The sequence below is a fragment of the Aminobacter sp. P4_D5 genome (assembly GCF_056401815.1).
Genome location: NZ_JBFUIP010001237.1, coordinates 1 through 550 on the forward strand (window position 1 = coordinate 1; position 550 = coordinate 550).

General features: G+C 75.5%; 1 protein-coding gene. It reads left to right on the forward strand.

Annotated elements, in window-relative coordinates; genetic code table 11:
• Window positions 1-17: 17 nt before the first annotated feature.
• The coding region (locus tag AC1DWF_RS37685; protein ID WP_476843519.1) for a glycosyltransferase family 2 protein at window positions 18-550 on the forward strand (533 nt) is incomplete at its 3' end.

A 550-nucleotide genomic window follows, 5' to 3' on the forward strand; every position in this document is an offset into this window, starting at 1 on the left:
GGGCAGGCGCGTCGTCCATGCCGGCCTGGCGGCTCGAGGCGGAGCTGGCGGGCGCTCGGCTCCGCGCCGCCCAGGACCGCGCCAGGGCCGAATTGCAGCTGGCCGCGGCAATCCTGGAGCGGGATGCGGTGACCCACTCGACGGCTTGGCGCGCGACCGGCCCGCTCCGGCGCGTGGTCGCGGCCCTGCCGCCTGTCCTGCTGGCCGGCCTGCGCCGGGGCGCGAAGCTCCTCTTCCCCTCTCCACCAGGGCCCGTATCCATGACACCGGGTCCGGCCCCGCCTGGCCGATCCGGAAGCGCCGCCTGCGACGTCTCGATCCTGATCGTCAGCCGTGACGCCGTAACGACGAGCCGCTGCGTCGGCCGGATACCGGCCGCCACCGAGGACATCGCCCACGAGATCCTGATCGCGGATATCGCCGGCGACCCCGCCGGCCTGGCCGCTCTCCGGCGCGTCGCGGCCGACACGCCCGCGACGAGCGTGGTGCCGCTGGGAGCGCATCGCCATTCCGGCGAGGCCAACAACCTTCTGGCCGAGCAGGCCCGGGG